The 25,412-nt window shown below is 40.4% G+C and carries 20 protein-coding genes and 1 other RNA gene; 20 read left to right on the forward strand and 1 reads right to left on the reverse strand.

All coding sequences use genetic code 11. The features are described from left to right. The first annotated feature begins 10 nt into the window (after positions 1-10). The 20 genes from rnpB (at position 11) to bhn_RS04710 (ending at position 24,437) form a co-directional block, all read left to right on the forward strand. An RNA gene (gene rnpB / locus bhn_RS04615) (RNase P RNA component class A) lies at positions 11-363 on the forward strand. Positions 364-604: 241 nt separating this feature from the next. Next, a complete protein-coding gene (gene kduI / locus bhn_RS04620) occupies positions 605-1,468 on the forward strand; it encodes a 5-dehydro-4-deoxy-D-glucuronate isomerase (protein WP_071175585.1) in 864 nt (287 codons plus the stop codon). 109 nt (positions 1,469-1,577) lie between these two features. After that, positions 1,578-2,423, forward strand: coding sequence for a gluconate 5-dehydrogenase (locus tag bhn_RS04625; RefSeq protein ID WP_071175586.1), 846 nt, complete (start codon positions 1,578-1,580; stop codon positions 2,421-2,423). A 24-nt stretch (positions 2,424-2,447) separates the two neighbouring features. Beyond that, positions 2,448-3,410 carry a bifunctional 4-hydroxy-2-oxoglutarate aldolase/2-dehydro-3-deoxy-phosphogluconate aldolase gene (locus bhn_RS04630; protein ID WP_071175587.1) on the forward strand — a complete coding sequence of 321 codons (963 nt, stop codon included), beginning with the start codon at positions 2,448-2,450 and terminating at the stop codon, positions 3,408-3,410. 40 nt (positions 3,411-3,450) lie between these two features. Further along, positions 3,451-4,476, forward strand: a complete 1,026-nt coding sequence (locus bhn_RS04635; protein WP_071175588.1) for a sugar kinase — start codon at positions 3,451-3,453, stop codon at positions 4,474-4,476. Positions 4,477-4,666: 190 nt separating this feature from the next. Next, entirely contained in the window at positions 4,667-5,815 is a 1,149-nt protein-coding gene (locus bhn_RS04640; RefSeq protein WP_071175589.1) for a GGDEF domain-containing protein, read from the forward strand. Positions 5,816-5,818: 3 nt separating this feature from the next. Continuing rightward, positions 5,819-7,084, forward strand: a complete 1,266-nt coding sequence (locus bhn_RS04645) for an HD domain-containing phosphohydrolase (protein WP_071175590.1) — start codon at positions 5,819-5,821, stop codon at positions 7,082-7,084. 90 nt (positions 7,085-7,174) lie between these two features. Then, positions 7,175-8,224 carry a LacI family DNA-binding transcriptional regulator gene (locus tag bhn_RS04650; RefSeq protein WP_071175591.1) on the forward strand — a complete coding sequence of 350 codons (1,050 nt, stop codon included), beginning with the start codon at positions 7,175-7,177 and terminating at the stop codon, positions 8,222-8,224. A 234-nt stretch (positions 8,225-8,458) separates the two neighbouring features. Beyond that, positions 8,459-9,415, forward strand: coding sequence for an ABC transporter permease (locus bhn_RS04655; RefSeq protein ID WP_071175592.1), 957 nt, complete (start codon positions 8,459-8,461; stop codon positions 9,413-9,415). A gap of 21 nt (positions 9,416-9,436) precedes the next feature. Continuing rightward, positions 9,437-10,360 carry a carbohydrate ABC transporter permease gene (locus bhn_RS04660; RefSeq protein WP_083385721.1) on the forward strand — a complete coding sequence of 308 codons (924 nt, stop codon included), beginning with the start codon at positions 9,437-9,439 and terminating at the stop codon, positions 10,358-10,360. A 204-nt stretch (positions 10,361-10,564) separates the two neighbouring features. Then, positions 10,565-12,178, forward strand: coding sequence for an ABC transporter substrate-binding protein (locus bhn_RS04665; protein WP_071175593.1), 1,614 nt, complete (start codon positions 10,565-10,567; stop codon positions 12,176-12,178). Positions 12,179-12,444: 266 nt separating this feature from the next. After that, a complete protein-coding gene (locus bhn_RS04670) occupies positions 12,445-14,313 on the forward strand; it encodes a glycoside hydrolase family 35 protein (protein WP_071175594.1) in 1,869 nt (622 codons plus the stop codon). 49 nt (positions 14,314-14,362) lie between these two features. Continuing rightward, positions 14,363-16,507: a glycoside hydrolase family 2 gene (locus tag bhn_RS04675; RefSeq protein ID WP_071175595.1), complete on the forward strand. Its 2,145-nt coding sequence runs from the start codon at positions 14,363-14,365 to the stop codon at positions 16,505-16,507. 249 nt (positions 16,508-16,756) lie between these two features. Further along, a complete protein-coding gene (locus tag bhn_RS04680; RefSeq protein WP_071175596.1) occupies positions 16,757-17,155 on the forward strand; it encodes a hypothetical protein in 399 nt (132 codons plus the stop codon). 61 nt (positions 17,156-17,216) lie between these two features. Further along, positions 17,217-18,521 (forward strand): 23S rRNA (uracil(1939)-C(5))-methyltransferase RlmD, encoded by a 1,305-nt coding sequence (gene rlmD, locus bhn_RS04685; protein WP_071175597.1) that lies wholly within the window; start codon positions 17,217-17,219, stop codon positions 18,519-18,521. Between the two features lie 212 nt (positions 18,522-18,733). Then, complete coding sequence (locus bhn_RS04690) at positions 18,734-19,702, forward strand: helix-turn-helix domain-containing protein (RefSeq protein WP_071175598.1); 969 nt, start codon at positions 18,734-18,736, stop codon at positions 19,700-19,702. A 535-nt stretch (positions 19,703-20,237) separates the two neighbouring features. Next, complete coding sequence (locus tag bhn_RS04695) at positions 20,238-20,981, forward strand: aminoglycoside adenylyltransferase domain-containing protein (protein ID WP_071175599.1); 744 nt, start codon at positions 20,238-20,240, stop codon at positions 20,979-20,981. 29 nt (positions 20,982-21,010) lie between these two features. After that, positions 21,011-22,087: a WD40/YVTN/BNR-like repeat-containing protein gene (locus bhn_RS04700; protein WP_148661917.1), complete on the forward strand. Its 1,077-nt coding sequence runs from the start codon at positions 21,011-21,013 to the stop codon at positions 22,085-22,087. A gap of 1 nt (position 22,088) precedes the next feature. Then, positions 22,089-22,739: a zinc dependent phospholipase C family protein gene (locus bhn_RS04705; RefSeq protein WP_071175601.1), complete on the forward strand. Its 651-nt coding sequence runs from the start codon at positions 22,089-22,091 to the stop codon at positions 22,737-22,739. Positions 22,740-22,793: 54 nt separating this feature from the next. Beyond that, positions 22,794-24,437, forward strand: a complete 1,644-nt coding sequence (locus tag bhn_RS04710; protein WP_071175602.1) for a glycoside hydrolase family 9 protein — start codon at positions 22,794-22,796, stop codon at positions 24,435-24,437. Here the strand turns inward: bhn_RS04710 and bhn_RS04715 are convergent. Next, positions 24,426-25,364: a phosphatase PAP2 family protein gene (locus tag bhn_RS04715; RefSeq protein ID WP_071175603.1), complete on the reverse strand. Its 939-nt coding sequence runs from the start codon at positions 25,362-25,364 to the stop codon at positions 24,426-24,428. The genes bhn_RS04710 and bhn_RS04715 overlap by 12 nt on opposite strands. Between the last annotated feature and the right edge of the window lie 48 nt (positions 25,365-25,412).

Here is a 25,412-nt window from a genome sequence, read left to right on the forward strand (position 1 = left end):
GTAGACAAAAAGAGCAGGATGGATGATCGCTGCCATGCAGACGAAAGGGCATGGGAGAGGAAAGTCCGGGCTTCGCAGGGCAGGATGCCAGATAACGTCTGGTGGAGGTGACTCCCAGGATAGTGCAACAGAGAGATACCGCCTGACTTATGTCAGGTAAGGGTGGAAAGGCAGTGTAAGAGACTACCGTGCTGGTGGTAACATCAGTAGCCATGTAAACCCCATCCGAAGCAAGACCGAATAGAGAGCAATGAACCGGCCCGGTTCGCTTTCAGGTGGGTCGCTTGAAACTGTCGGTGACGGCAGTTCTAGATAGATGATCATCTTAGAAGACATAACCCGGCTTATAGTCCTGCTCATTTTAGACTAAAACATATGTAAGTCCTTGGATATTCCAAGGACTTATTTTTTTGTCTTTAAGAACAACTTTTGCAATGTCAATCATTTATGAACGTGGTACAATTTAGGCAAATTGAAAGCTCTTTCATAAGTTCAAGATTTGCAACTTTTTGACTTAAATATGAACTGACAAAGAATAAGTAATACTCTATGATGATAATTAAATACGAATAATATCATTATGGATATTCAGATTGGAGGGCATATGGAACTTAGAACAGCATGTTCACCTAGAGACGAGAAGCATTATGATACTGCTAGACTGAGAGAAGAGTTTCTTATAGACGATCTTTTCCAGCCTGATACTATCAAGCTCGTTTATAGCCATATCGACAGAATCATTACTGGTTCAGCAGTTCCTGTCAAAGAGGAGCTTAAACTTACAGCAGGAGATGAACTTAGGGCAGAGTATTTCTTGCAGAGACGAGAGATGGGTGTTATCAACATCGGTGGCGCCGGTGTCATCACAATTGATGGCAAGAAGTATGACGTGGATTACAAGCAGGGTATGTATATCGGAATGGGAGCAAAGGATGTTTCTTTTGCAAGCTGCGATGCATCTAAGCCTGCAAAGTTCTACATCAACAGCGCACCAGCTCACAAGACATATCCTACAGTTCTCATTAAGAGAGAAGGTACACCATCAGAAGATGTAGTCATCATCAAAGATGAAAACAAAAAAGAACTCGGAAGCCTTGAACAGGCTAATCACAGAGTTATCAACAAGTACATTCTTCCAGGACAGGTTGAGACTTGTCAGCTCGAGATGGGTATGACAGAACTTAAGCCAGGCAGCGTATGGAATACAATGCCTTGTCATACACACGACCGCAGAATGGAAGTATATCTTTACTTTGATATTCCAGAAGATGCACTTGTTATGCACTTTATGGGTGAACCTACAGAGACAAGACATATCATCATGAGAAATGAGCAGGCTGTTATCAGTCCTAGCTGGTCAATTCACTCAGGATGTGGCACACAGGCTTATACATTTATCTGGGGAATGGTTGGTGAAAATCAGGATTTCGATGATATGGACGATTGTGCTATGACTGATCTTAAGTAATCGCTTAGCGAGGTTTTTTCGAGCTTAGTGATTACTTAGTTCTGGCGAGTACATAGTACGAGAGCAGAACTTCATTTTGTTTTATGTTCAAATTAAGGAGGATATAATCATGCAGGATTTTTTAAAGAATTTTTCACTTGAAGGTAAGATCGCTTGGGTTACAGGTGCTTCTTACGGACTTGGACTTGCTTATGCAGTAGCTTTTGCACAGAGCGGAGCAAAAGTTGTATTTAACGATATCAACCAGGAACTTGTAGATAAGGGAATGGCTGAGTACAAAAAGCTTGGTATCGAAGCATTCGGTAGAGTATGCGACGTTACTAAGGAAGATCAGGTACTTAACTTTGTATCTGAAGTTGAGAAGAATGTTGGAACAATCGACATCCTTGTTAACAATGCTGGTATCATCAAGAGAATCCCTATGATTGAGATGACTGTAGATCAGTGGCAGCAGGTTATCGATGTAGACCTTACAGGTCCATTCATCTGCTCAAAGGCTGTTCTTCCAGCTATGATCAAGAAGGGAAGCGGTAAGATCATTAACGCTTGCTCAATGATGTCAGAGTTCGGACGTGAGACAGTATCTGCTTACGCTGCTGCTAAGGGCGGACTTAAGATGCTTACAAGAAATATCTGTTCAGAGTATGGTCAGTACAATATCCAGTGTAATGCTATTGGACCTGGTTACATTGCTACTCCTCAGACAGCACCTCTTCGTGAGAAGCAGGCTGATGGATCAATGCATCCATTCGACAGATTCATTCGTTCTAAGACACCAGCTCAGAGATGGGGCAAGACAGAAGACCTTATGGGACTTGCAGTATTCCTCGCTTCTCCAGCTTCTGATTTCATCAATGGTCAGGTAGTTTACATTGATGGTGGTATCTCCGCTTATATTGGTCAGGATCCTAATAACCTCGATCCTTCAAAATTCCAGGATGTAGAGGAAGATTAATTTATTACTTGAAAGGAAATAGAAATGGATAAGATTTGTGAAGAACTTTACAAAATTGGTATTGTACCAGTAATTGCAATTGACGACGCCAAGGACGCAGAGCCACTTGCAGAGGCACTTATTAAAGGCGGTCTTCCAGCTGCAGAAGTTACTTTCCGTACAGAAGCTGCTGAAGAAGCTATCAGAATTATTTCTCAGAAATTCCCTGAGATGATCGTTGGTGCCGGAACTGTTCTCAATGCAGAGCAGGCAGATCGTGCTAAGGCTGCTGGAGCTAAGTTTATCGTAAGCCCAGGATTCAACAGATCAAACGTTGAGTACATTCAGTCAATCGGAGTACCAGTAGTACCTGGAACAGCAACTCCTGGCGAAGTTGAGCAGGCAATTGAACTTGGTCTTGATTGCGTAAAATTCTTCCCAGCAGAGCAGAATGGTGGCATTGCCAAGATCAAAGCTATGGCTGCACCATACACCAAGATGCACTTCATGCCTACAGGTGGTGTAAATAAGAACAACTTAAATGATTACCTTGGATTTAATAAGGTATTCTGCTGCGGTGGTAGCTGGATGGTTAAAAAAGACCTTATTTCAGCAGGCAAGTTTGATGAGATCGAAGCAATGACAAGAGATGCAGTTAATGCAATGCTTGGTTTCACAATGAAGCATGTTGGAATTAACCAGACAGACGCTTCTTCTGCAGAGGCTGTTGCTGATAAGTTTGATTCACTCTTTGGCTTTGCCAAGAAGGTTGGTAACTCTTCAGTATTTGCTGGAAACGTTGTAGAAGTTATGAAAGCTCAGGGCCGTGGAACATGTGGTCATATCGCTATCGGAACAAACAACGTAGATAGAGCTGTTTATCACCTTGGTAAGCAGGGCGTTAAGTTTGATGAGACATCATTTGCATATGATGCTGATAATCATCTCAAAGTTGCTTATCTTGCTGATGACTTCGGCGGATTCGCTGTACATTTAGTAAAGAACTGATAGACAGTTAAATATTTTAGAGTTTTGGAGGACTAGATAAATGGCAAAGAAAGTTGTTACATTTGGTGAGATCATGCTGCGTCTGCAGCCAGACAATTACTTAAGATTCGTTCAGGTTGATCACCTTGAGGCTACATTTGGTGGCGGAGAGGCTAACGTTTCTGTTTCACTTGCAAACTATGGACTTGATTCAGTTTACGTTACAAAGCTTCCTAAGCATGAGATCGGACAGGCAGCTGTTAACTCTCTTAGAAAGTATGGCGTTGACACTTCTAAGATCACAAGAGGTGGAGACAGAGTTGGTATCTACTTCAATGAGAAAGGTGCTTCTCAGAGAGGTTCAAAGTGTATCTACGACCGTGCACATTCTGCAATCGCAGAGGCTGTTCCAGCTGATTTCAACTGGGATGAGATCTTTGAGGGAGCTGAATGGTTCCACTTCACAGGTATTACTCCAGCTGTAAGCGATAGCCTTGCAGAGATCACACTTGAGGCTGCTAAGAAGGCTAAGGAGCATGGACTTATGGTATCATGCGACCTTAACTACAGAGGAAAACTCTGGAGCAAGGAAAAGGCTGGTAAGGTAATGGCTGAGATCTGCCAGTACGTAGATGTTTGTATCGCAAACGAAGAGGATGCTTCTGATGTATTTGGAATTGCAGCTTCTTCTACAGACGTTACAACAGGTAAGCTCAACAGAGAAGGCTACATCGAGGTTGCTCAGAAGCTTACAGAGAGATTTGGTTTCAAGAAAGTTGCTATTACACTTCGTGAATCTATCTCTGCTAATGATAATAACTGGAGTGCAATGCTCTACACAGACGGACAGGCTTACTTCTCAAAGAAGTATGCGCTTCGTATCGTTGACCGTGTTGGCGGCGGAGATTCATTTGGCGGTGGACTTATCTATAGCTGTGTAAATGGCTTTGATCCACAGGCTACTATTGAGTTTGCTGTTGCAGCATCAGCTCTCAAGCACACGATCGAAGGAGACTTCAACCTTGTTACTGTTGATGAAGTAAACAAGCTTGCAGGCGGCGACGGATCAGGTCGTATCCAGAGATAATCAAAATCTTATAATTATTCATGTAGACCTGTAAAAGAAAATTTCTTTTATGGGTCTATTTTTTGAAATTTTTGTTTAAAACTAACCCAAAAAAGGCATAAAACGTTGTTTAAAATTGATGGCACTAATGTATAATGAAATAGAATATTTGTGTATATTCTGTGAAATCTAAACTTAGGGAGCGAGAGTTTTGGCTATTTCGGGGTGGGTTATAGTAAATTTTTATACAGCACTACTTCTTATCTTACTCATGATCTTTCAGAGTAAGACTGTCCGTACCAAAGCAGGAACTAACTTTGTTTGCCTTTTGGGCATGACGTTAGTGCTGGTATTTGCTGAAACTGTAGGACATATAGGCGAACTTTATCCTGATCGATTCATGATCTGGATGAAATTTGGCTACTATGTTATCTATGCTCTTGATCCGGCAGACTATTTGTTTGCTTTAGTCTATATCAATTGCTGGTTGATCCCTGAAAAAGCAAAATGTCAAAAGCTCTTTTCGGCTTTATATCGCGGTTTTATGGCAACCAACTTCATTCTGGTCACAATTTCTGTACTGTTTAATTTGAAATGGTTTTATTATTTCGAAGGATTTGAGTATCATAGAGGATCTCTGTTCTATTACAGAGGAGCTTTGATCCTTTTATTCTGCCTTTTAATGTCTGTATATGCTCTTATTAACAGAAAGAGCATAGCACCAGGATATGTTTTGCCTATTTTTATTTTGCCTATAATTTCGCTCTTTGGAGCATTTTTGCAGATCTTTATATCTGATCTGAACATGACGTATGCATCTATATCTATAGGTCTTCTTATTGTCTTTTTCTACCTGCAGACCAAGAACCTGGATGTGGATTATCTTACGGGCGCACTTAACAGGCGTGGAATCGACATTAGTGTAGAAGAAAAGATACAGTATTCATTGGCAACAGGTCAGAAATTTGCTGCTATTATGATGGATCTTGATAGATTTAAAGAAATAAACGACAATTATGGACACCATGAGGGTGACTATGCTCTTATGGTAGTTTCTAATATATTGTTTAAGGTCTTTCCTCCAAAGTCTTCCATAGGAAGATTTGGAGGCGATGAGTTCTGCGTGGTTTGTGATATTGACGCCTTAGAGGAACTCAGGGCCAAAGTTGATATGATCGAAGATGAACTTGATCTTTGGAATTATAAGAGTGAGAAGCCTTATAAGCTTCAGGCTAGTATTGGATCTATGATATATGATCCAGCTAATAACATGACAACCAAGCAGTTCCAGATTGCTATTGACGAGCTCATGTATAAGGAAAAAAGAAAGCATCACTTAGCTGATAACAGAAGGGCATGATTTATGAAATTTGATAGAACTTTTAGAACTGTCATAGTTCTATTTATAATACTTGTTATACTTATATCTTCATATTTTGTTCAGGACATAATTTCCAAAAATAATGTGGCTTCAGTAGAAGAAACAGATCTAAGCCTCACTGGTGCCAAGCTTTCAGACAGCACTTACGCCAAGATGGTGGTATCTGGTACATGGGATTCAGCAGTTGGTGTAGCCAATCAGTTCGATTTTACTATCTTTAATGCTGATAAGTATGATCTTGCTAACTGGACTATTAGTATTCAGGTTCCTGCAGGATCAGTTCTTGATAATTACTGGGGATCAGAAGCAGAGCTTGATAAGAGCACTGGTCTTTTAGTTATCAAACCTACAAGCTATAACAATACCATTTTATCTGATGGCAATATTACTTTTGGTATCATTGTTTCAGCAAAAGAGGCATTTTCTCCAACAAGCCTTCACTTACAGGGCTACAAGATCCTAAATAATAACACTAGCCTGGCAAGAAGAATAGTAGAGGTATTCATTGGTATCTGGGCTATTGTATTCATTGGCTTTTTGGTTACAAGACTTAATTTCAGAAATTACCGTGAAAAGCAAAAGAATGACATCAAGATCATCCTTCAGTCTATGAATACCTTCATCAATTTCATTGATGCCAAGGATCCATATACCAGGGGCCATTCAAAGAGAGTTGCCATGTATGCAGCAGAGATTGCAAAGAGAATGAGACTTCCTGAGGATGACATTCAGAATATCTATTATGCAGGTCTTTTACATGATGCTGGTAAGATCAGTGTTCCAGACGCAGTGCTCAATAAACCTGGAGTCCTTACCAAAGAAGAGAGAACTATGATCCAGAACCATACCGTGGCAGGCGGTAAGATGCTTGTTCAGCTTTCTTCCCTTAAGGGGGTAAGAGAGACAGCTCTTTACCATCATGAGAGATATGATGGTTCAGGATATCCGGATGGATTAAAAGGGGAGATGATTCCTCTTTTTGCAAGAATTGTTGGCGTAGCTGATGCTTATGATGCTATGTCAAGTAACCGTGTATACAGAAGGCATCTTAACAAGGACGAGATAATAGAGGAGATCCAAAAGGGGGCAGGAACTCAGTTTGACCCTAGGATCGTTACTTATATGGTTGATATGATCAACGATGGTTATGTTAACGTTGTTAAGATGGAGACAGCAGATAACGACGAAAGCTATGGCAAGTTCAACCTTACAGAAGAAGATATTCCTGGCGTGTATATGGGATTTTAATAAAAAACGATTTTTTTATTGACAAGTGTTTTTTGATTGCGTAATATTGAATTGAAATCGGTTTCAGACAGTCCCCAAGACGGAGCCTTTATGGAAAAAGAGAGACTGAACACCGCCAGGACAATCACTATATATGATATAGCAGCGGAGGCAGGGGTATCTGCGTCCACTGTATCTCGAGTACTTACTGGAAGTGCGTCTGTTCGTAAAGAGAAAAAAGAAAAAATCCAAAAAATAATTGAAAAGTACAACTTTAAGCCTAACGCGCTGGCTAAAGGTTTGTCAGATACTGCAACCAAGAACATTGGCATCATTGCAGCAGATGTGAGAAACCCATATTATTCAGCGCTGTTTGTGTCATGTGAGATTGCTGCTGAAAAAGCTGGATACAGCGTAGGTCTTGTTAATTCTCTTGGCTTTAGCGAGCGGGAAAAGAACGAGCTTGATGTGCTGCTTCAGCAAAGAGTTGATGCGATCATACAGATGGGCGGAAGCGTTGATGATCTTATAACAGATGACTCCTATGCAGAAAAGATAAGGGGGATTTGTGATAATACGCCTGTGATCGTAACTGGTAAGCTTGATAAGACACCAGCACATAGCGTTGTTATTGATGAGTCACGTGCTATGAACCTGGTAATGGAGCATCTTATCGGACTTGGCCACAAGAAGATAGCACTTGTTGGCGGAGAGATGAGAGTTGCTTCTACCTTCAACAAGTATAAAATGTATCAGGAGATACTTAGAAAATATGGCATAGAAGAACGTGGAGAGTACGTTGTAAACGGTACCTATGACCCAGAGACGGGATATGATGCTACTAACAAGATCCTTTCTCTTGATGATAGACCTACTGCGATCATTGCTATCAACGACTTTGCAGCCAGTGGAGCACTTAGAAGTATCAGAGAGCATAAGCTTTATATTCCAGAAGATATTTCGGTTGTGAGTTTCGATAACACATACATTGCTGATCTTACAGTTCCAAAGCTTACAAGTGTTGACTATGATTATGTTGCATATGGCGAATTGCTCATAGATACTGCTATCAGAGCAGCTGAAGGAAAAGAGGTAGAAAAGATACAGAAGATAGATCCAAGGCTTGTTTTGAGAGAGAGCAGTGGACCATGTAAAGAATGAACTGGATTATTGTATACAATCTTTGGCATAATTCACAAAAAACAGGGGAAGTTTCATAAAGAACTTCCCCTGTTTTGTTGCATAATGACAAATTTGCAATCGGTTTCAAAAAATCAATTGACTATATCTTGGCAAATGTGATTAAATAATAATATGAAATCGGTTGCAAAAAGTAATAATGCACAATATGGGGACTGTGATTAGTACACAACTGATAGCAAGTAGGAGGAAATTATGAGTAAAAGTAACAAAACACCCTCTACTACAGGAGTAAAAAAGCGCACTGTTTGGGAAACACTCTGGAGATACAGAGTACTTGAGCTTATGTGCTTGCCTGCAGTAGTATTTTTCTTTTTATTTAGTTATATGCCAATGCCGGGTATTTGGGTAGCATTTGTAAAATATAACTATCGTGACGGTATCTTCGGAAGTAAGTTCGTAGGAATTGACAATTTTAGATTCCTTGCTGAGTCTGGTAAATTGTTTGAGCTTACCAAGAATACTATCCTTTATAATATCGCATTTATTATCTTGGGTAACTTCCTTGCTATCTTCGTAGCTATTCTTCTTAATGAGATGCAGGGCAAGCTTTTCAAAAAAGTATCACAGACAATGATGTTCCTTCCATATTTCATTTCACAGGTTCTTGTAGGAATTCTTGTTTATAACCTTTTGAACTATGACTACGGTTTTGTAAATGAGATCCTTACATCACTTGGAAGAGAAAAATGGGGTCCATACTCAGATGCTTCTGTTTGGCCAGTGATTCTTGTAATCGTTCACTTATGGCAGCAGACAGGTTACAACTCAGTTGTTTATTTCGCAGCTATCTGTGGTATTGATGCAGAGATCATTGAGGCTGCCAAGGTTGACGGAGCTAATGCATTCCAGAAGATCAGATACATCATTCTTCCAGGACTTAAGCCAACAATCGTAATTCTTCTTTTGTTTGCTCTTGGTGGAATTGTTAAAGGTAACTTTGGTCTGTTCTACAACATTATTGGAACAAACTCACTTCTTTATCCAACAACAGATATTATTGAGACATTCGTATATAGAGCTACTATTACAGACTTCAACTTCTCTACGGCTTCAGCAGTAGGACTTTATCAGTCAATCATTGGTTTTGTAATGGTTATGGCTGTTAACTTCATTGTTAAGAAGATTGACCCAGATTATTCATTATTCTAAGAAAGGAGGAGGTCAGAAGAAATGTCTAAAAAGAATGAACAAGTAGAAATGACTGGTGTAAAAGTTAAACTTGGAGCATCAGATATTATTATTAGAACTGTAGGATATGTACTGATCACCTTTTACGCACTTGCCTGCGTATTTCCTTTCCTAATCATTGTTGGTACATCTTTTACTAATGAAGCAGTTATCAGAGCTGAAGGTGTTAAGCTCATTCCTAAGGATTTCACACTTAAGGCTTATGAGATGGTTGTAAGAGGAGGAATGATCTGGAAGTCATATGGTCTTACAATTACTCTTACACTTTTCGGTACAGTATGTGGACTTCTTATTATTGCAATGACAGGATATGCGCTTCAGAGAAAGGATTTCCCTCTCAGAAATGCAATTTCCTTCTATATTTACTTTACATCACTGTTTTCAGCAGGTCTTGCACCATATTACCTTCTGATGACACAGACATATAAGCTTAATGACAGCTATTTAGCAGTATTTTTCCCACTTCTTATGTCACCATGGCTTATCATTCTTATGAAGAACTTCGTTAAAGCTATTCCTCATGAGATCACAGAGTCAGGTAAGATCGATGGAGCTGGAGACCTTACAATTTTTGTAAAGCTCATCCTTCCAATGCTTAAGCCTGCACTTGCTACAATAGGTCTTTTCCTTGCACTTGGTTACTGGAATGAGTGGTATCAGTCATCACTTTTCCTTAGCTCAAGAGTTGCAGTTAAGCCTCTTCAGTTCCAGCTTTACAAGGTAGTAAATGAAACACAGGCTCTTAAGAACTCAATCGCAGGACAGTACATCACACTTACAGATGTTCCTACAGAGTCACTTAAGATGGCTACAGCGGTAATGGCTACAGGTCCTATCGTATTTCTTTACCCATTCGTTCAGAAATACTTTATTGGTGGTATTACAGTTGGTGCAGTAAAAGGCTGAGAGCACTTAATGAGCCTTTGGCGAATTTAGTGCGAACGTGTTCTGGTGAGCGAAGCGAGAGCAGAACTTCCTTGTTCTATCAAGCAAGAGCAGAACTTTCTTATACATCAACGGGGCAAATATTTAAACGGGATACAAAAAACAATATAATGTATGTAACTCACAATGTGAGTTCAGATATTTTCTTACTAAAGGAGGAAAGAAATGAAGAAAAAGTTATTAGCAGCATTACTTAGCGTAAGCATGGTAATGGGAATCGCAGCTTGCGGCTCATCTAACACTGGTAGTGAGACAGCAGGAGATCAGACTGCAACAGATGGTACTGCAACATCAGCAGATGCATCAGCAGCTGACATCGACACATCAGAGCATGTAGTAATCACATACATGACAACTGGTGGTGCTCCAGAAGGAAACCAGACAGATGCAATGCTTGAGCAGCTTAACAAGATCCTTACAGAGAAGGTTAACGCTGAGCTCGAAGTTTACTACATCGACTGGACAGATTATCTTTCAAACTACAACCTTACACTTGCACGTATGGACGGAACTGTAGACCTTGTTGGTACAGCTTCTGACTGGCTTGATGCTTGGCCAAATGCAAAGAATGGTGCTTTCCTTGAGCTTTCAGAGGATATGCTTAAGACATATGCTCCTAAGACATGGGAATCAGTATCACCTGAGCACTGGGATCTTTGTAAATACAATGGCAACATCTACCTTATACCGGAAGATAACTATGCACAGTGGACTAACCACGGTTTCGCTTATCGTCTTGACTGGGCTAAAGAAGCTGGTCTTGCAGATGGTGTAAAGAGCTGGGAAGATCTTACAACATACTTCAAGTATGTAAAAGAAACATATCCAGACGTTATTCCTTGGGATTCAGACGGAACACAGTACGCTACAATGGTTGGTGGATGGATCCAATCTCACTCTAACTATGTACCTATCGATGGTATCAACAGTGGCGCTATGTGGGGTGGTACAAAGGATGACCTTTACACAGTATACTCACCTTATGTAACAGATACAGATTCACTTGTTGAGTTTGCTAAGATGATGAAGGAGTGGGATGAGATCGGCGTTTGGAAGACAGACGTACTTAACAACACAACTTCAGATAACAGAGAAGATTACAAGATCGGTCGTGTAGCAGCTGAGCAGCACCACACACAGACTTGGACAGATCTTTGCTCACACAAAGATGGTTACACAATCTATGATGATCCTAAGGCAGAGACAGGCTTCTTCTACTTTGGTGAAGAGTCTCAGAACCTTGTAGCTCTTTCAATCACACACGGTGCTATGGCTGTATCAGCAGCTTCTAAGAACCCTGAGAGAGCACTTATGGTTTATGACCTTATCAGAAATGATCCAGAGTGCTACAGACTTTTCAACTATGGTGTTGAAGGCGTATCATACGAGATCACAGAAGATGGCATGAGAAAGACTCCAGACGGATACAACTCAGCTACAGACGGAATCTCAGTTAACTACTGGTGGGGACGTAACGATGATCTCGAAGTTAAGGATGCAACTCTTAACTGGGATGCTATCGAGAAGCTCTATTCAGAGTATGACAAGATCAAGATCGACTATCCATATGGACAGTTCGTTCCTGATGTAGATGACATTCAGTCAAAGATTGATAACATCAATGATATCCACACAACTTACATGAAGCAGATTGCATTCGGTAAGTACACAGGAACAGCAGAAGAGATCGTTGCTGAATATCAGGACGCTCTTAAGAAGGCTGGTATTGATGATGTAACTGCAGCTCTTCAGGCACAGTTTGATGCACTTTATAAGTAATCACTTAGCGAGGTCCTATCGAGCTTAGTGTACTACTTAGTTCTGCCGAGCGAAGCGAGAGCAGAACATCCTTAGAAGGATAAGTATAAAGGTAAAAAGGGAATACTGTTTCTATTGGAGCAGTATTCCCTTTATTAATGAAAAGGAAACTTTTGACATCAAAATAGTTTACATAAATTTTGTTTTTATCTATGGGTTTCAACGGATGCTGGAGCAAATAAATAAGAACAAATCGTTAAAGAGGATATATAAAGGGGAAATCTATTATGAGCAGATTTGAAATCAAAGACACTTTTTATTTAGATGGCAAGCCATTTAAGGTAATCTCAGGCTCTTTTCACTACTTCAGAACAGTACCTGAATATTGGGTAGACAGACTTGAGAAATTAAAGGCTCTTGGCTGCAATACTGTAGAAACATATATTCCATGGAATCTCTGCGAGCCAAAGAGAGGAACATTCGTATTTGACGGAATGCTTGATATTGAGAAGTTCATTCAGACAGCTACAGAGCTTGGACTTTATATCATCATCAGGCCTTCTCCATATATCTGCGCAGAGTGGGAATTTGGTGGACTTCCAGCATGGCTTTTAAAAGACAGAAATATGAGACTTCGTGTAAGCTACAAGCCATTCCTTGATGCAGTAGAAGAGTATTACAACGTTCTTATGCCAAAGCTTACAAAGTATCAGGTAGACAACGGTGGAAACATCATCCTCATGCAGGTTGAGAACGAATATGGCTACTATGCAAATGACCATGAATACATGAAATTCATGAGAGATCTTATGAAGAAAAATGGTGTTACAGTACCACTTATTTCTTCAGATGGTCCATACCATGAGAGCTTCCGCGGTGGTTCTGTAGATGGTGTACATCCTACAGGAAACTTCGGCTCCAAGACAGAAGAGAGATTTGATGTGATCAAGGATTATGCAAATGGCGGACCACTTATGTGCGCTGAATTCTGGGTTGGCTGGTTTGATCACTGGGGCAATGGCGGACACATGAAGGGCAATCTTGTACAGAGTACAGAAGACCTTGATAAGATGCTTGAGCTTGGAAACGTGAGCATTTATATGTTCCAGGGTGGCACAAACTTTGGATTTACAAATGGTTCAAACTATTACAATGAACTTACTCCGGATGTTACAAGCTATGATTATGATGGTATTCTCACAGAGGATGGACAGATCACAGAAAAGTATCTAAAATACAAAGAGGTTATCTCTAAGTATGCTCCTATACCTGAGGTTAAGTTCAGTACACAGATCAAGAGAAGGAGCTACGGTAAGCTTACATGCACGGACAAAGTCAGCTTATTCTCTGTAATCGATGACCTTAGTACTCCTGTACATCTTCCATATACAGTTAACATGGAAGAACTTGACCAAAGCTACGGATATATCCTTTATAGAAGCAGACTTCATTCAGAAGCAGGAATTGCTAAGCTTCGTCTTTGGGAGACAGCAGATAGAGCAAATGTATTTGTGGATGAGAATCCACTTATCACACTCTATGATCGTGAACTCGAGGAAGAACACAATATTCCTATGGAAAAGTATCTTGCATGCAGTGAGGCTGCACGTAATCTCGCAGGCAAGTTTATGATGGAGAAGGGCTTAAGTCCTGAAAACGCAGCAGAAGCTATAGGTGAAGCAGGCCTTTCTACAGGCTCTTTTGCTGGACTTAATGAGAAGTTTGACGTTCTCGTTGAAAATATGGGAAGAGTTAACTTCGGACCTAGAATGGAGACTCAGAGAAAGGGCATTGGAAGATGTGTACAGATCAACGGTCATATTCATAATGATTGGGATATCTATACGCTGCCACTTGACAATACTGATAAAATAGATTTCGCGAAGGAATACAAAGAGAATACTCCTGCCTTCTACAAATTCACATTTGAAGCAGATGAAAAATGTGATACTTTCCTTGATTTTGAAGGATGGGGCAAGGGTGTGATCTTCATCAACGGCTTTAATCTTGGTAGATTCTGGGAAATCGGACCTCAGAAGAGACTTTACATTCCAGGACCACTTCTCAAAGAAGGTACAAACGAAATTATCGTATTTGAGACTGATGGTAAGGTTCGTGACACTATCGAATTAAAAGATACACACGATATAGGCTGAGAGCAGTAATTCCTTGTGAATATAATATTAGCAAAAAATATGAGGGAACATGGATACAAAACGAATTACACTCACTAATAACTGGAAATTCCACTATGGGGAATGCGAGGATGCCTGGTACAAGGGCTATGATGACAGTAGCTGGGAGGATGTTACTATTCCTCATGACTTTTCAGTGTCTGCACCATTTTCTAAGGAATACTCCAGTGGTACGGGATACCTGCGCGGGGGAATAGCTTGGTATAGACTATTTGTACGTATTCCGGAAGAGTACCGTGACAAGAGACTTACTCTTGTTTTTGATGGAATTTACAAGAATAGCATGGTGTGGGTCAACAGTTATTACATGGGTAAAAGACCTTACGGCTATTCAGAGATTTCCTATGACATTTCTCAGCAGGCAAGCTTTGGCGATGAGCTTACTGAGATAAGTGTCAAGGTTATCCACACAGATATAGCAGATTCCAGATGGTTTACAGGAAGTGGTATTACCAGAAAAGTATCACTTGTTGTATCCGAGAAGGTTGCACCTGTGAATAATGGCATTTTCTTTTCCTGCAAAGCTGTTGAGAAGCAGGGGAAAAAGAATGTTGCCAAGGTTATGGTGCAGAATGAGATCTTCTGCGGAATACCTGGAGCAGGCAAGAAAAAGAAGACAAAGATCATATCACAGAGTACTCTCCTTGATAACAATGGCAAAAATGTTCTTGTAATGCAGGGAGAATTAAATGCTCTTGAGGGAAGCACAGAGACAGTAACTTTGGAGGGCAATCTTAATTCTCCAAAGCTATGGTCACCTGATTCACCATATCTTTATACTTTGGAAACCAGACTTTCTGTTGATGGCAAGAGCTATCTCGTTGACACCAGAAAAGTCGGTGTCCGCACTTTTTCTTTTGACCCAAATAAGGGATTCTTCCTCAATGAGAAGAGCACGAAATTTAAGGGAGTGTGTGTACACCACGACGGCGGATGTCTCGGTGCTGCCATGAAAAAAGAGGTATGGAGAAGGAGACTAGAGCTTCTCAAAAAGTCGGGCTGTAATGCCATCAGATGCAGTCACAATCCTCATATGCCAGAGCTCTATGACCTGTGCGACGAGATGGGCTTTATGATGATGGATGAAGCTTTTGATGAGTGGGAGAACCCCAAAAATAAATGGTCAACAGGCCACAATGTCTACCCACCAAAGCATCAGGGCTATTACGAAGACTTCCCAATGTGGCATGAGATCGATCTTCGCACAATGGTAAGGAGAGATAGGAATCATCCTTCAGTTATCATCTACAGCGTTGGTAACGAGATAGATTATCCAAATGATCCATATTGCCATCCAATGTTCACTGAGATGACAGGCAATAACGACAATAATAAGCCAGCCAAGGAGAGACAGTACGATCCAAACAAGCCAAATATGGAGAGACTTGCCATTCTTGTAAAAGAGCTTGCAAATATAGTCAAGGATGAAGACAGCACAAGACCAGTTACTGTGGCTGCTGCTTTTCCAGAGCTTTCAACCAAGATTGGCTTTATCGATGAGCTGGATGTTGTTGGTTACAACTATAAAGAACATCTTTATGCGCAGGACCACAAGCGCTTCCCTAAGAAGACATTCCTTGGAAGCGAGAATAGTCACAGTCTGGAAGCTTGGAATGCTGTAAAAGACAATGATTATATCTGTGGACAGTTCCTTTGGACTGGAATAGATTATTTGGGCGAGGCCCTTGGATGGCCTGTAAGAGGTGCATCTTCAGGATTTATCACAACAGCTGGTTTCCCTAAGCCAGAGTTCAATGTTAGAGCTGAGCTTTGGGGCGGAACAAGGATTAAAGAGAAAAAGACTGACGAAGTTAAGGTAGAGCTCTGGAAACCAGAAATGTGCCTTGATATGAACTTTAAGGACGAATTTATCGAAAACCACAAGGAAATCGGATATTTATTCCAGGTGATCGTAAAGGTTCCTGAAGGCATGGAAGAAAAGGATATCATGGTTCAGGTTACTGGTGCTGGAGAACTTGCAGGAATCGATAACGGAGACCTTTCAGATCTTACACCTTATACAGCCAATTACCGTAAGACACTCAATGGAGAGCTTGTAGTCTACATCAGAAGACTTGCTACAGGCAAGATAAACGTTGTAGTCAGAGAAGTAAATGGCGAAAAGTCCAGCATTATCTCAAAGGTAAATATTTAATATTGTTGAATCAGTGCGCAGATGATATCATTTTCATCTGCGTTTCTTTTACAACTGTTTAGCAGTTACCATTCACAGTTTGGGGTAGCCGCTGGCTGGCTGGTTCACTGGGGCCGCGCCCTGCCTCTGCCTAGGCTACCCCAAACTGTGAATGGTAACGTTTAACACATTGAAAGAATTTTATTACTACGCTATAATTTATTATTGAAGCAGGTCTTTCTGCAGGAAAAAAAGTTTTGTGAGGTTTTTATGTCATCAATTATCCAGAATAGTCAGGTTTTTAATAACGAGGTTCCTTTTTGCAGAGTATACAGTGTTGAGAGCAAAAAGCAGTTAGAAGAGCGTTTCCTTGCTCATCGTATTTCATATTTTATTGAGTGGCAGGACAGATCTTTTTTACAGAGATTATTTGATAGAAGCGGAAGCAAGATCGTATGCACCTTCAAGATCAATAAGGGTGAGCTTGCAAGAGCCAAGGCGCTTGCTCAGGGAATCGAAGGTATCAAGTTTAAGGACTACGGTGAAGAGGTCAAAACAGAGCGCATCCGCAAGAGAAGCGATTCAGCGTTCAAAGATAGTGAAGATATGGAGATGCCTTCACTTAAGTTCGAAAACAGTACTGATGATTATGAGGAAGAAAAGAAGTAAGATTTCACTAGGGGATTTAGATAAATCCCCTATTTTTGCGTTTTATTTGAGGTAGGAATTTATGGCAGAGAAAAGAAATTATGGTCCAAAGAAAGATACAAAAAGAGGACCTAAAAAAGAAAATAATGGTGGGAAAAAGTATCCGTCTAAGGTTGCATCTAAGGCAGTAGTAAAGGGAAACTCAAGATTTGCTAAGAAGCAGGAAGCAAATGCTGATAGCAAGAAGAGTCGCTGCCCATACTTTAAGAAGTGTGGGGCTTGCCAGATGATAGATACCCCTTATGACAAGCAGCTTCGTCAGAAGCATGCTCATGTTCAGGAACTCCTAGAACCTTATACAAGAGTTGCTTCATTTGTTGGAATGGAAGAGCCAGAGCATTATAGATGTAAAGTTCATGCAGTATTTACCCATGACAAGAAGGGTAATCCTTTATCTGGTATATACAGAGAAGGCACCCATGAAGTTGTGCCTATAGATTCATGTCTTTTGGAAGATAAGAAGGCAGATGCCATCATTGCTTCTATCCGTGGAATGCTCAAGTCATTTAAGATTAAGACATATGATGAAGACAATGGCTTTGGACTCCTTCGCCATGTTCTTATCAGAATAGGCAAGCATACAGGGGAAATCATGGTTGTTCTGGTTACAGTTTCACCTATTTTCCCTTCCAAGAACAATTTTGTTAAGGCGCTTAGAAAAGAGCATCCTGAGATCACAACGATCGTTCAGAATATCAATGACAAGCAGACCAGCATGGTACTTGGCGACAGGGAAAAGCCTATGTATGGCCCAGGTTTTATCTATGACATTTGCTGTGGCATGAAGTTCAAGATCAGTCCTAAGTCTTTTTATCAGGTAAATCCTATACAGACTGAGATTCTCTACAATACAGCAATTGAGATGGCAGATCTAAAGGGAGATGAAGTAGCCCTTGACTGCTATAGCGGTGTTGGTACCATCGGTATCATCGCAAGTCCTCATGTAAAAGAGGTTATTTCTGTTGAGCTCAACAAGGATGCCGTTAAGGATGCCAAGCTCAACGCCAAGATAAATGAAGTAAAGAATATTACTTTCTATGAGAATGATGCAACAAGATTCATGCAGCAGATGGCTGAGTCAGGTGATAAGGTAGATCTCGTATTCATGGATCCTCCAAGATCAGGCTCTACACCAGAGTTCATTGAGTCTCTAAGGATTCTTGGACCAAAGAAGGTAGTATATATCTCCTGTAGCCCGGATTCACTGGCAAGAGATCTTGGAATAATGACCAAGAAAGGATTTAAGGTTGAGAAGGCAGTTCCGGTTGATATGTTCCCATTTACCAGGTCAATCGAAACAGTATGTCTGTTAACGAAATCAAGCTGAAAGCGCAGATTGAGTTTACAGCATACTGTTGTTCTGGCTCGTACGAAGTACGAGAGCAGAACTTCCTTGTGAAAAACTGTAGGGAGAATGCAGCGCAACGATATGGAGCGCTGCATTTTTTATTGTGGAGCTTGTAATATTTGTAGCAGCGCATAATACTTATAGTATCATCCTGCGCAGATGAAAAAAATTTGAAGGGGACAGGTTTATTTATGGTCGAATTTGGCGAACAGCTCAGAAAAGCAAGAGAAGAAAAAGGACTAACACAACAAACACTGGCTGAGAAGTTATATGTCAGCAGGCAATCGGTTTCCCATTGGGAATGCGGCGACCGTTACCCTGATATTGTTACTGCCAAGAAAATATCTCAGATTCTGGATGTGAGCCTTGACGACCTTTTATCTGGAAAGGAGATGATGAAAGTAGTGGAAAAGACTCCAGTAGTTGAGAATAAAACAATTAATAATCTGACGATCATGCTATATGCATTTGTAGTCATATCTTTTTTGTTACAGGCTTCAGAAAGGGTGCTGTACTTCTATGTTCAGGCTGATACCATATATTCCCATGATAATCCAAAGTTCTTTTATCAGTATTGGATTGAGTGTTTTAAGGGAATATTTTTTGTTCTGATCTTTGCTTATGGACTATATCATGCCATTAGAGACACGCTTACTCCAAAGAAAATAGGAATTATCTTTATCGCCTATTTATCTGTTGTTTTAGCGCTAGATGGCATTCCTGATATACCATATTGGTTTAGATCATTTGGAAATACAATGAAAAATGTAAGGTCAGTCGATAGAGCCTATAACCTTATGACACTGTTTTCGCTAATTGCTAGGCAGATGTGGTCTGTGATCTTGCCATGTATATTGGGAATAATCGGTTCAATCTTTCATTTCCTGCGGGGAGCAGAGAGAAAGCTTTGGAGAAATATGATAGCAATTGCGGCAATCCTTCGAATACTTTATGTAGCTATCTTTTTTGTCAGGAGAATAATGATCCAAAGATTTGAAGTTTTAAATAGTTCTACGGTAGACCTACTGTATACGGATCTCACTACCCAGTATTTAGTAGCAGACTTTGTTCTTGAGATCGCAATTTACGTGCTGATCATACATCAGGCAGTTACCTTGTACAGAAAAAGAAAGAATGCTATTGAACTATGTGAAGCCTAACTATGGTAAGATATAGACATGTGTTTCGTAATGAAGCGCATGTCTTTTTTGAGCCATGGGGACGGGGTTAGTGGCTCATTAAAATTACTTGACTATACGAAAATATCGATGATATACTTCAGGCATAAGAACATTTGACGAGCAGGAAAGGCACCCTGCACTCCCTTAGTGGAACCTGATATGATGGATACGCCGCCCATCCAAATGTTTTTTATAAAACACAGCTATGTGTTTATACAGCGGATAATGTCAAGATCCTGATAGATGCTGCTGAATAAGAATAGATTCTTTGGGAACGGGTTTTTACCGCGGATCATGTTACAGTGTGCGGGTTGCTCGTTCTTTTTCTTTATCATTTTAGAAGGGATGAACCGTTTGGTTTAGAAGATTAGATATCTCTATGGACTTGTGATAGATGTTTAGCCATCTGCAATTGAGAAGTGCCTCAAAGGCTTGACTATGGTAAGATATAGACATGTGTTTCGTAATGAAGCACATGTCTTTTTATTTTGTTGAAAATGGGGAGAATACTAGAATGGAAAGACTATTACAAGAATTCATAATAAAATCCCAAGAAATAATAAAAGATAATCTGACAGGTATTTACCTGCACGGTTCAGCCGTTATGGGTTGCTTTAATCCAGAAAAAAGCGACCTAGACCTGATAGTTGTAGTAAATGAGCCAATGACTGATGGTACTAAGCGCAGTTTTATGGATATGATAGTGGAGCTTAATAAGATGGCTCCAGCAAAGGGCATTGAAATGAGCATTGTTACAAAAGCTATTTGCAAACCTTTTGTATATCCAACGCCATTTGAACTACACTTCTCTGTAGCACATCTTGGCTGGTACAATGATAATCCAGAGGATTACATTCAGAAGATGAAGGGCGAAGACACAGATATTGCGGCACATTTTACAATAATAACTAAAAGAGGTAAGTGCCTCTGGGGACTTCCAATTGAGGAAGTTTTTGCTGAAGTTCCAAAGGCTGATTATATGGCTTCAATATGGGACGATATAGCAGAAGCTGGGGAAGATATTGTGGATAACACCATGTACATCACGCTCAATCTAGCTAGGGTACTAGCTTATAAGAAAGAAGAACTGATCCTTTCCAAGAAGGAAGGTGGAGAGTGGGCTTTGGATAATGTTCCCACAGAGTATCATACACTGATTAAATCTGCGCTGAGTGAGTATGCAGAGAATAGCAAAGAAAAATACGACTTTGAACTAGCTAAGAGCTACGCAGAATATATGCTTAATGAAATAAAATGAGCCACAAACCCCGTCCCTATGGCTCATTGATGAAGAGAGAGGATTTAAGGCATAAAAGACTTATGAAAAAGACACCTTGGGGCAAGATAATACTTGCATTATCTATAGTTTTATTTGGTTTATTCATGGTATTTGGAGTTCCATATTTAAGGGACTATGTGAAATTAAAGAAATTCGTTTACGTGACAGACACTACATATCCAGAGAAATTTCAGAGACTAGCTACGTGGGAAAAGAAGTCTTGTGCAATCAACAAGCTTGGATTTACTAAAGTTCCAACTATTGAAGAAAATGGATATCAGGATTTATCTTACTACTGCGAAAACATCTGCGATTGGATAGAGGAGTGCTTAGAACAAGTACCATACAATGAGGCACCGTGGCTATATCAGGTGTTCAAAGTGGAGATGCCATCACTCACAGAAGAATTCCCGCTGGTTTCCTACGTTAGCGCTGATTATGACAGAGACACCCTTTATGAAGCTCTTTATACATTCATTGATGAAAGGTTATCAACAGCAGATTATAACCAGAATTATGATGAGTATGGTTCTATGCAGTATGTTGAAGAGCCTACAGAAGATGAGATACTTACATTTGATAATGAGCCAGATTGCACTTATGAGGCAAAAGATGGCACCATCTATTGTATGATGCCGATTGACAGGGCAGCAGGCAGTAGCTATTACATGCTGGTCAAGACTACAGATGGCGGGGAGACATACACATTGGTCAATTCAGATCCATATCGTGGATCAGGAGGACAGGCTGCGTGGATAGAGTTTATTGATGATTCAGATCTGGGATTTGCCTGCCTTACCTATAGCGGTGGTGACGAGGGAATGCTTTATAGAACCGATGATAGAGGCAAGACTTTCACCATAGTAAATTACCCATCAGCCCAGATAAAGCTTTCAGATGGAACCATTTATAATCCATTTGTGATTCCTGAGAAGGTCTGGAAAGAAGATGGTAAGCTTTATTTACTTGCTGGTCAGAGTCCGTGGTCTGGAGATTATTATAGCGAAGAACTTGATAAATACCCGTCGGGACGATATGTATCACAGGATGACGGAATAAGCTTTGAATACTTAGGAGAACAGTAACATGGCACTTCAGATGGTACATATGGAAATAGCCTATAGGTTAATAGACAAACTCGATATAACTGAAGGTAAAGAGCAATTTATCTTAGGCTCAGTAGCTCCGGACTCGGTGCATTTTAGAGATCCTTATCTTGTAGAAGAAAAGATTCACACTCATCTCTTTGAAGGTTGCGGGACCTGGAGTGATACTGATGATTATGACAGGTGGAAGAGTAATATTGCAGAGTTTCGTGACAAATATGCTATAAAAGAACCTGACCCTGTGAAAAGAGCTTTTTTACTAGGAATCTGCGTGCACTGCTGGACTGATTACTGCAATGATGTTCTGGTGTGGAGAGCGCTTCAAAAGAAGTACATTCCCCAAATGACTACCCAAGAGTTTAGGGAAAACTATTATCCAGAGGCAAGGCTCCTTGATCAGTGGCTTCATCAAAACAGCGAAAATACTAAAGAGATAATGAGCCTTCTAGAACAGTCAAAACCAGTAGACTTTGAAGATTACCTAAGGGCAGAAGACATAGAAAAGACCAAGCAGCATCTTCTCCATGTTCAGTATGATGTTCCAAAGGCAGATATTTCGGGCAATAAGTTCTATCCAAAGGAAATGATGACAGAGCTTATAGATGCAGTTGTTACAGACCCTATGTTATGATATTTACTAGGACTTAAGATAAAAGACACGAGACAAAAGTTGGAGGGAAATGGTATGGCAAAAGTATTACTTAATCAGGTGGGATTTATTAAGAATTCAGCAAAGAAAGCAGTCCTTGATTTTAAGGCAGCTGACTTTCAGATCAAAAATGATAAAGGCGAGAGCGTCTTTTCTGGAAAAGTTCAGCACTTTGGTACAGATGAGATCTCTGGTGAAGATGTATCAGTAGCAGATTTTAGCGAGCTTACAAAAGAGGGTACATACAAGCTCTTTTCAGGAGACGCTGAGTCTGTGACATTCGCTATTGGCGATAATGTATATGACAAGCTTATGAAGGATATCTGCAAATGCTTTTATTTCCTTCGCTGCGGCGATGCCCTTACCAAAGAATACGCTGGTGAATATTATCACAAGCCATGCCATATGACCAAGGCAACAGTTTACGGCGAGGATGTAGATCCTGTTGATGTTACAGGAGGCTGGCATGATGCTGGTGATTACGGAAGATATTCAACAGCAGGGGCTGTGGCTGTAGCACATATTCTTTATGGCGTTAGATTTTACAAAAATCTTTTGGATGTTAAATTCAACATTCCTGAAGTTAAGTGTGATAATGGCACACTCCCTGACATCCTTGCAGAAGTTAAGGTGGAGCTTGATTTCCTTAAAAAGATGCAAAGGGAAAACGGCTCAGTTTGGCACAAAGTAACTACATTTTGTCACGCTCCATTTTTGATGCCAGAAGATGATAAGGGCGAGCTTTTCTTATTCCCTGTTTCATCCATGGCTACAGCAGATATTGCAGCTGTATTTGCCCTTGCCAGCAGCATTTACAAGGACTATGACAAGGCATATGCAGAAACTCTTTTATCAGATGCCAAAAGAGCTTACAACTGGCTAAAAGAAAACCCGGAAGAGAAACTCTTTAAGAACGCTGAAGGCTCAAACACTGGTGAGTACGGAGAGGCGGAGGATATCTCAAATAGATTCTGGGCAGCAGCTTCTCTTTACGAAGTGACTGGTGAAAAAGATTATTACGAAGACGCACTCACTCAGAAGGAAAGGCTTGAAGCCTTTGACAAGAATGCTACATCCAAGGGCTATCAGGGTGATGTATTTACATGCCTTGGCTGGGCAGAGGTAGCAGGCCTTGGCTCATTATCAGTTCTTTTAAAGAATGAAGATAATGCCCTTACAGATGAGATCAAAAAGAGATTTGCAGGCGAGGCAGACAGACTTGTTGCCAATGGCAAAAAGAATGGCTTTGGCCTTTGCATGGAAGCTAAGGACTTTATCTGGGGCAGTAACATGGAGCTACTTAAGTATCTCATGATACTGACTGTTACAGATACAGAGATCACATCAAAAGAAGAATATAAAAATGCTGTCACAGCAGGTATTGACTACCTTCTTGGCTGCAACAGCATGGATGTTAGTTATGTGACCGGAAATGGTGAGAAAGCCTTTAGGAACCCTCATTTGCGCCCAACAGCAGTGGATGACATCGAAGAGCCATGGCCTGGCCTTGTTTCAGGAGGGCCTAACGTTGGCCTTCAGGATGAGAGGGCCAAAGAGGTTCCGGCTGGTTCAGCGCCTATGAAGTGCTACTACGATCACGTTGACTGCTATTCACTTAATGAGATCACTATCTACTGGAATTCACCACTTGTATTTGTAATGGCAGGCTTACTTAAATAATTTCTTTTCAAATCTAAAAAGATAGGGATAAGCGCCAACGCATACAAATATAACGATACCATACCTGACAAACCTTACCATTCCTGCAACGAAAGTACCTGAGGTAAGGAAGTCAGGGTTAAATGGAAGCTTTAACAGGGAGTTGAGAGCAAGATAGAGAATTCCCCCTCCCAATACTCTTGTAAGGCAAAGAATGGGATTTCTTGTTTCTTCAAAGTTTACAAATTTCTTTTCATATTCTACGGCAACAAAGAAGCCCCCCATAAGTCCAAGGCCTGTAAAGTAATCAGAAGTCTTGCAGTAAAAAAGTCCGATACAGCAGAAAAGGAAAATGAAAAGAAAAACGATCCATCGGTTCTTTTCACCAGCTTTTTTGAGGATCTTTGGAACTATGAATATGATAGCAAGACCAAGGAGCCATCCGCAAAGGACATCAGTCGGGTAGTGGACGCCTACAACAATTCTTGAAAAGCCTACAACAAGAGGGAAGATAAATGCCAGAGTAGTAAGTATCTTATTCTTTTTGTATCTTGCAAGAGAACCGTAGGAAGTTACTGAGTTTGTGGAATGTCCACTTGGAAAAGAAAAGCCCTGTCCTGCGATATCGTAGATGTCAGATTCAGAATCAACCGGTCTTAGGCATTTGATACCAGAGTTGTCGAAATATGGTCTGCGTCTCCAAAAGATATTTTTGATCATAGGATTTAAAACGATACCGATCATGACGTTTGTGCCTACATAGATGCCGAATTTTTTGTCATAGCACCAGTATACAAAGCCTAGGATCAAGATCAAAAGGAGTTCTTCGCCAAAGGCTGAGAAAAAGGATATGAAGGAAATAAACCTTTCTCCAAGGGCATTTTGCAAAAACTCCATAAGTCGTACTTCAAAATCAAAATAAAAAGAATTACCGCTTAATGCTTCCACTTTTGCGCCTCCTAAAACTGAGTTATTCTAAATATAAGTTTACTATAA

This window comes from Butyrivibrio hungatei (assembly GCF_001858005.1).
Classification (GTDB): Bacteria; Bacillota; Clostridia; order Lachnospirales; family Lachnospiraceae; genus Butyrivibrio; species Butyrivibrio hungatei.

Excerpts from the sequence above, each read along its gene's own strand:
- kduI (WP_071175585.1), top strand. The coding sequence starts at position 605 with ATGGAACTTAGAACAGCATGTTCACCTAGAGACGAGAAGCATTATGAT.
- bhn_RS04625 (WP_071175586.1), top strand. The coding sequence starts at position 1,578 with ATGCAGGATTTTTTAAAGAATTTTTCACTTGAAGGTAAGATCGCTTGG.
- bhn_RS04630 (WP_071175587.1), top strand. The coding sequence starts at position 2,448 with ATGGATAAGATTTGTGAAGAACTTTACAAAATTGGTATTGTACCAGTA.
- bhn_RS04635 (WP_071175588.1), top strand. The coding sequence starts at position 3,451 with ATGGCAAAGAAAGTTGTTACATTTGGTGAGATCATGCTGCGTCTGCAG.
- bhn_RS04645 (WP_071175590.1), top strand. The coding sequence starts at position 5,819 with ATGAAATTTGATAGAACTTTTAGAACTGTCATAGTTCTATTTATAATA.
- bhn_RS04650 (WP_071175591.1), top strand. The coding sequence starts at position 7,175 with ATGGAAAAAGAGAGACTGAACACCGCCAGGACAATCACTATATATGAT.
- bhn_RS04655 (WP_071175592.1), top strand. The coding sequence starts at position 8,459 with ATGAGTAAAAGTAACAAAACACCCTCTACTACAGGAGTAAAAAAGCGC.
- bhn_RS04660 (WP_083385721.1), top strand. The coding sequence starts at position 9,437 with ATGTCTAAAAAGAATGAACAAGTAGAAATGACTGGTGTAAAAGTTAAA.
- bhn_RS04665 (WP_071175593.1), top strand. The coding sequence starts at position 10,565 with ATGAAGAAAAAGTTATTAGCAGCATTACTTAGCGTAAGCATGGTAATG.
- bhn_RS04670 (WP_071175594.1), top strand. The coding sequence starts at position 12,445 with ATGAGCAGATTTGAAATCAAAGACACTTTTTATTTAGATGGCAAGCCA.
- bhn_RS04675 (WP_071175595.1), top strand. The coding sequence starts at position 14,363 with ATGGATACAAAACGAATTACACTCACTAATAACTGGAAATTCCACTAT.
- bhn_RS04680 (WP_071175596.1), top strand. The coding sequence starts at position 16,757 with ATGTCATCAATTATCCAGAATAGTCAGGTTTTTAATAACGAGGTTCCT.
- rlmD (WP_071175597.1), top strand. The coding sequence starts at position 17,217 with ATGGCAGAGAAAAGAAATTATGGTCCAAAGAAAGATACAAAAAGAGGA.
- bhn_RS04690 (WP_071175598.1), top strand. The coding sequence starts at position 18,734 with ATGGTCGAATTTGGCGAACAGCTCAGAAAAGCAAGAGAAGAAAAAGGA.
- bhn_RS04695 (WP_071175599.1), top strand. The coding sequence starts at position 20,238 with ATGGAAAGACTATTACAAGAATTCATAATAAAATCCCAAGAAATAATA.
- bhn_RS04700 (WP_148661917.1), top strand. The coding sequence starts at position 21,011 with ATGAAGAGAGAGGATTTAAGGCATAAAAGACTTATGAAAAAGACACCT.
- bhn_RS04705 (WP_071175601.1), top strand. The coding sequence starts at position 22,089 with ATGGCACTTCAGATGGTACATATGGAAATAGCCTATAGGTTAATAGAC.
- bhn_RS04710 (WP_071175602.1), top strand. The coding sequence starts at position 22,794 with ATGGCAAAAGTATTACTTAATCAGGTGGGATTTATTAAGAATTCAGCA.